The organism is Microcoleus sp. S36b_A4, assembly GCF_036700645.1.
Classification (GTDB): Bacteria; Cyanobacteriota; Cyanobacteriia; order Cyanobacteriales; family Microcoleaceae; genus Microcoleus.
On sequence record NZ_JAUBPI010000181.1, the window covers coordinates 1 to 4,139 of the forward strand.

A 4,139-nucleotide genomic window follows, 5' to 3' on the forward strand; every position below is an offset into this window, starting at 1 on the left:
GGAGCGGAATGAAGCGAAAGTTTCACGTTCCGTTCTGAAGGAGAGGTAGGGGTGGCAACGCCCCTATCGACTCTAACTTCTTCGGACGGAATCCCGACCCCTGTATCTGAAACCGTTAATTCAACACATTTTTCTACACACCGTAATCGAACCGTAATTGTTCCCGCTAGCGTAAACTTAAAGGCATTTGATAATAAATTGAGAACAATTTTTTCCCACATTTCGCGATCGACATAAATCGCTTCGGGCAAGGTTGGACAGTCAACAATCAGCGACATTCCCACCCGTTCAATCAGCGATCGAAACGTGCTGGCAAGTTCCGCCGTATAGGTTGCCAAATCTACAGGTTCATAAGATGCTTGGACTCGACCTGCTTCGATGCGTGAGAAATCGAGCAAGCTATTGACGAGTTTGAGCAGCCGCATTCCGTTACGCTGCACCAACTGTAATTGTTCGCGTTCTTGAGGTGGAATTGTTCCATCCAGGTTGGCGATCGTGTCTTCTAAGGGAGCCAGCATCAAGGTGAGTGGCGTGCGGAATTCGTGAGACACATTGCTAAAAAACGTGGTTTTAGCAAGGTCTAACTCAGCTAATGCTTCGGCACGTTTACGCTCTTGTTCGTAAGCTTGGGCGTTGGCGATCGCTGTTGTCACCTGCCCTGCCATCAAGTCAAAAAAACCTTTGTAATCATCATCAAACGTTCTCAGCGGACTCACTCCAGCAATCAGGAACCCGAAGGTTTCACCCGAGCGAGCTAGTGGTAGAACTACCGCTTGATGGGGACATTGGGACCACGCGCCGCCCGGTAAAAGTCCAAATTGCGCCTCCAAATCTTCAATGATTCTGCTTTCGCCCGTCTCTATGACTTGCTTCAATTGCCACTGGCACTTTTGGGCGGATGTAACCTCGATCGCCTCACAAGAGGCAAGGGTTCCGGCTGCTAACCTTGTTGTACCCGCGAGTCGTGCGATCTCGTTTTCGCCATCGAGTAGATAAAACAGCGCAAACGGGATGTCATGGGCGTTATTGGTCAATACGGTGGCGGACATCTCGCAAGCTGTTTCTACCGTCTTGGCCGTGACTGTTTCTGCTGCTAATTCGCGCAACGTTGCCAAGCGGCGATCGCTCAAAACGCGCTGAGTGTCCTCGCTACAGGCGCAGAAAATGCCCCCCACAGGGCCATCATCATTCGCCACCGGACTGTAGGAAAAGGTAAAGTAGGTTTCCTCTGTATACCCGTTGCGCTCCATCACCAGAAGCAATTCTTGATTCCACGTCGATTGTCCCTGGTTCAAAACCGCTTCTGCTTGTGGCCCTAGCGTGTCCCAGATTTCAGCCCATACCTGTGAGGCAGGCTGACCTAGTGCTTGCGGATGTCGTTTGCCGAGCATAGGAATGTAAGCATCGTTATAAAACTTGGTCATCTGCTGTCCCCACCAGACGAACATGGGGTAGCGAGAGCCTAAGATGATCCGAATCGCGGTTTTCAAGCTTTGCGACCAGGTTTCAACGGCACCAAGGGCGGAAAGCGACCAGTCGTGCGATCGCATCAGCATCGCCATCTCGCTATTGCCTGCAAAAATCTGTTCGACGAGTTGATACTGCTGGATCATGCGCTTGTCTCTCTATTGGGCCCGCACCAAGGGGGCAACGATACTATCTCGGCTGACCGGGCTGGTTTAGCTAGATGACGCCAGAAACCCAGCGGAGATCGCCTGTTGCTGCTCAACTTTTACAGCATAGGCTGCCAGAGCGAGCGCTGGAATCTGCCCGCCGGGCGATCGTCTAGGATCTGTCGAATTTTACGCATGAAAGCATAGCTGTCCATCTGTGGCATTTCGATCTCATATCAATTCCGCCACAGCCGGAACGATCGAGCTTTGGTTTTTTTAGCCCATGGAAACCAGAGATCGCTTTAATCAAAAACGGTGGTTTGAGAAGAAAAAGGCAGCACTGAAATAATACGAATTCCATTAGTGGGATCTGCCTGTGAGACAGTTTGACCCCACCATACAGCCAGCGCTTGGTGGTGGGTATTTCTCGTAATCTTCATTTTTCTTTGTGAAAGATACTTGCAAAATTTTTGGCATCGTGCTATGGTTAAAAGGTTTGAGACTTAAAAAATCAATAGAGGTAAAACCCCGCAGAATGAAACAATTGGGAACCCATCTGGTCGCTGATGCTTGGCAGTCTCCAGGAGACCTGCTCAACGATCCTGAACGTATCCGCCGCGCTATTCTCGATGCGATCGAAGCCGGAGGAGCTACTCTCATCGATTTGTGCGTACACCAGTTTAGTCCTCACGGAGTGACAGCTACTGCTACTTTGGCAGAGTCTCATATAGCAATCCATACTTGGCCTGAACACGGTTATTTTGCTGCAGACTTATTTTTCTGCGGAGCCGGCGACCCTCACCGAGCCATGAAGGTGCTACAGACAGCTTTGGAAGCTAAACAGGTAAAACTCACTGAGTTCACGCGCGGTTTCGAGCCAGGGGTGGGAATCGTAGGTTCTGCTTGTGAAGAGCAGTATGCCCCTCGTTCAGTAGAAACGATTGCCGCCAGAGGATGATGGCCAATTAGCGTAACTTTGAACATTTTATGCTAGGTTTTGTTTAAAATCCCACGGATCGAACCGTGGGATTCTTGTTGGAATTTACTTTTTCATTAATAAAGGGCGGACAACTAAATAACCTGCACCGAAAGCTGCAATCACAATCAGAAAAATCGCGATCGCCAACCACAATCCGCTTAAATCTGAGTTTTTTTTGAGTTGAGAGCGGACACGGTAAGGAGTTTCCGGCACTTCTGTAAATAATTTGTCGGGAAGTGGCTGCGGCATAGAGGTGGCTGTTGGCTCCGGTTCCGGTAGTGGGAAGGGGAAAGCCACTGTCTGAGGTGGTTGAGGTATGGCAGAGTTAGTCTGCGAGGTTACAGGTGGTGGGGGCGGAGGTTCAACGCTGAAATTAAATTTGACTGACGGCATTTGAGGCATCCCTGTCTGGGTGATGCTCTGAGCCGAGTTGACTACTTGCTGTAACTGTTGGGATACTTGAACTACTGTTTCTACTTCTCGCCGCAGTTGTTGATTTTGTTGGACTAATTGCTGATTGTGGGTTTTGAGAGAGTCTACCATCGCTTGGGCTGCTTGCAGCTCGGCCGTGACTTCTCGATAGAGGGAAATTGGTACCGATGGAGAGTAACTATTTGAGTTTTCAGGGGAAGTATTGTCAGATAAGGTAGTATTTTGCATAATTGTAGATGGCGAGGGTGAACTTGTTTTAGTTTAGCCTGAGAGTATTTGCAATTAGATCGATCGCAACACAATTCGTCAAGATATTTGTTACAGATATTGAACGTTAATTTAATTTAATGTTACAAGTTTTTAGTCGATCGCTATGAACACCTACGCACCGGAACAAACTATGTCGCAAAAGTCAAGCACCGAAGAAATGAAATACGGCGAACGCCAGATTTTGGAAGGCGAGTTAATTACTTTTCCGAATCCGCGAGTCGGGCGGCGCTACTCGATTAACATTACGTTGCCGGAGTTTACTTGCAAGTGCCCATTTTCTGGCTATCCCGATTTTGCGACAATTCACGTTACTTATGTGCCAGACGAGCGGGTGGTAGAGTTAAAAGCGCTGAAACTGTACGTTAACAGTTATCGCGATCGCTACATTTCTCACGAAGAATCGATCAATCAAATTTTAGACGATTTTGTGGCAGCTTGCGCGCCACTGGAAGCGACGATTAAGGGCGATTTTTCGCCGCGGGGGAACGTCCACACCGTGATTGAGGTGTCGCATCAGAAGTAGGGTAGTATTAAGCTGTTGTGGGAGTGAGATTTAATTGTGGGGTGGCATCGAAGCGCCCCCCACAATAGTTTTAAGAAATAGGATTGTTAATAAAATTAGTAACTAATGGTAGGGTGCGTCAGGACAGCCCTCTCAAGACAGTCAAAAAGTCGTTCAGACGCTTAAAATCTCGTAGTTTGTAGGGTGTACACTCCGCATCGGTCGAGTTGGTTGCCCACGGGAGAGTATCAGGTCACGGGCGTTTCAACTGAAGTTCCCCCAGTAGGGGGAATGTTCAAATCTCACAAACCCTTGCACTACAAGGAACGATCGCCTTTTTACC

5 protein-coding genes are annotated in these 4,139 nt (G+C 48.6%); 2 read left to right on the forward strand and 3 right to left on the reverse strand.

What is annotated here, in order from left to right; genetic code table 11:
- Together QUA03_RS28375 and QUA03_RS28380 are read right to left on the reverse strand one after the other, a co-directional pair.
- The coding region (locus QUA03_RS28375; protein ID WP_333216994.1) for a histidine kinase dimerization/phospho-acceptor domain-containing protein at positions 1-1,613 on the reverse strand (1,613 nt) is incomplete at its 3' end.
- Between the two features lie 302 nt (positions 1,614-1,915).
- The gene (locus QUA03_RS28380; protein WP_333216996.1) at positions 1,916-2,053 is read right to left on the reverse strand and encodes a hypothetical protein; all 138 of its coding nucleotides are present in this window, start codon (positions 2,051-2,053) and stop codon (positions 1,916-1,918) included.
- A gap of 95 nt (positions 2,054-2,148) precedes the next feature.
- Between QUA03_RS28380 and speD the strand changes: the two genes are divergently transcribed.
- Positions 2,149-2,571: an adenosylmethionine decarboxylase gene (speD, locus tag QUA03_RS28385; protein ID WP_190743421.1), complete on the forward strand. Its 423-nt coding sequence runs from the start codon at positions 2,149-2,151 to the stop codon at positions 2,569-2,571.
- Positions 2,572-2,655: 84 nt separating this feature from the next.
- Here the strand turns inward: speD and QUA03_RS28390 are convergent, their stop codons facing one another.
- A complete protein-coding gene (locus QUA03_RS28390) occupies positions 2,656-3,252 on the reverse strand; it encodes a hypothetical protein (RefSeq protein WP_333216998.1) in 597 nt (198 codons plus the stop codon).
- Positions 3,253-3,397: 145 nt separating this feature from the next.
- Between QUA03_RS28390 and queF the strand changes: the two genes are divergently transcribed.
- Entirely contained in the window at positions 3,398-3,817 is a 420-nt protein-coding gene (gene queF, locus QUA03_RS28395) for a preQ(1) synthase (protein ID WP_333217000.1), read from the forward strand.
- The last annotated feature ends 322 nt before the right edge of the window (positions 3,818-4,139 follow it).

Coding starts and splice junctions, on each gene's coding strand:
- queF (WP_333217000.1), top strand. CDS start 3,398: ATGAACACCTACGCACCGGAACAAACTATGTCGCAAAAGTCAAGCACC.
- QUA03_RS28390 (WP_333216998.1), bottom strand. CDS start 3,252: ATGCAAAATACTACCTTATCTGACAATACTTCCCCTGAAAACTCAAAT.
- QUA03_RS28380 (WP_333216996.1), bottom strand. CDS start 2,053: ATGAAGATTACGAGAAATACCCACCACCAAGCGCTGGCTGTATGGTGG.
- speD (WP_190743421.1), top strand. CDS start 2,149: ATGAAACAATTGGGAACCCATCTGGTCGCTGATGCTTGGCAGTCTCCA.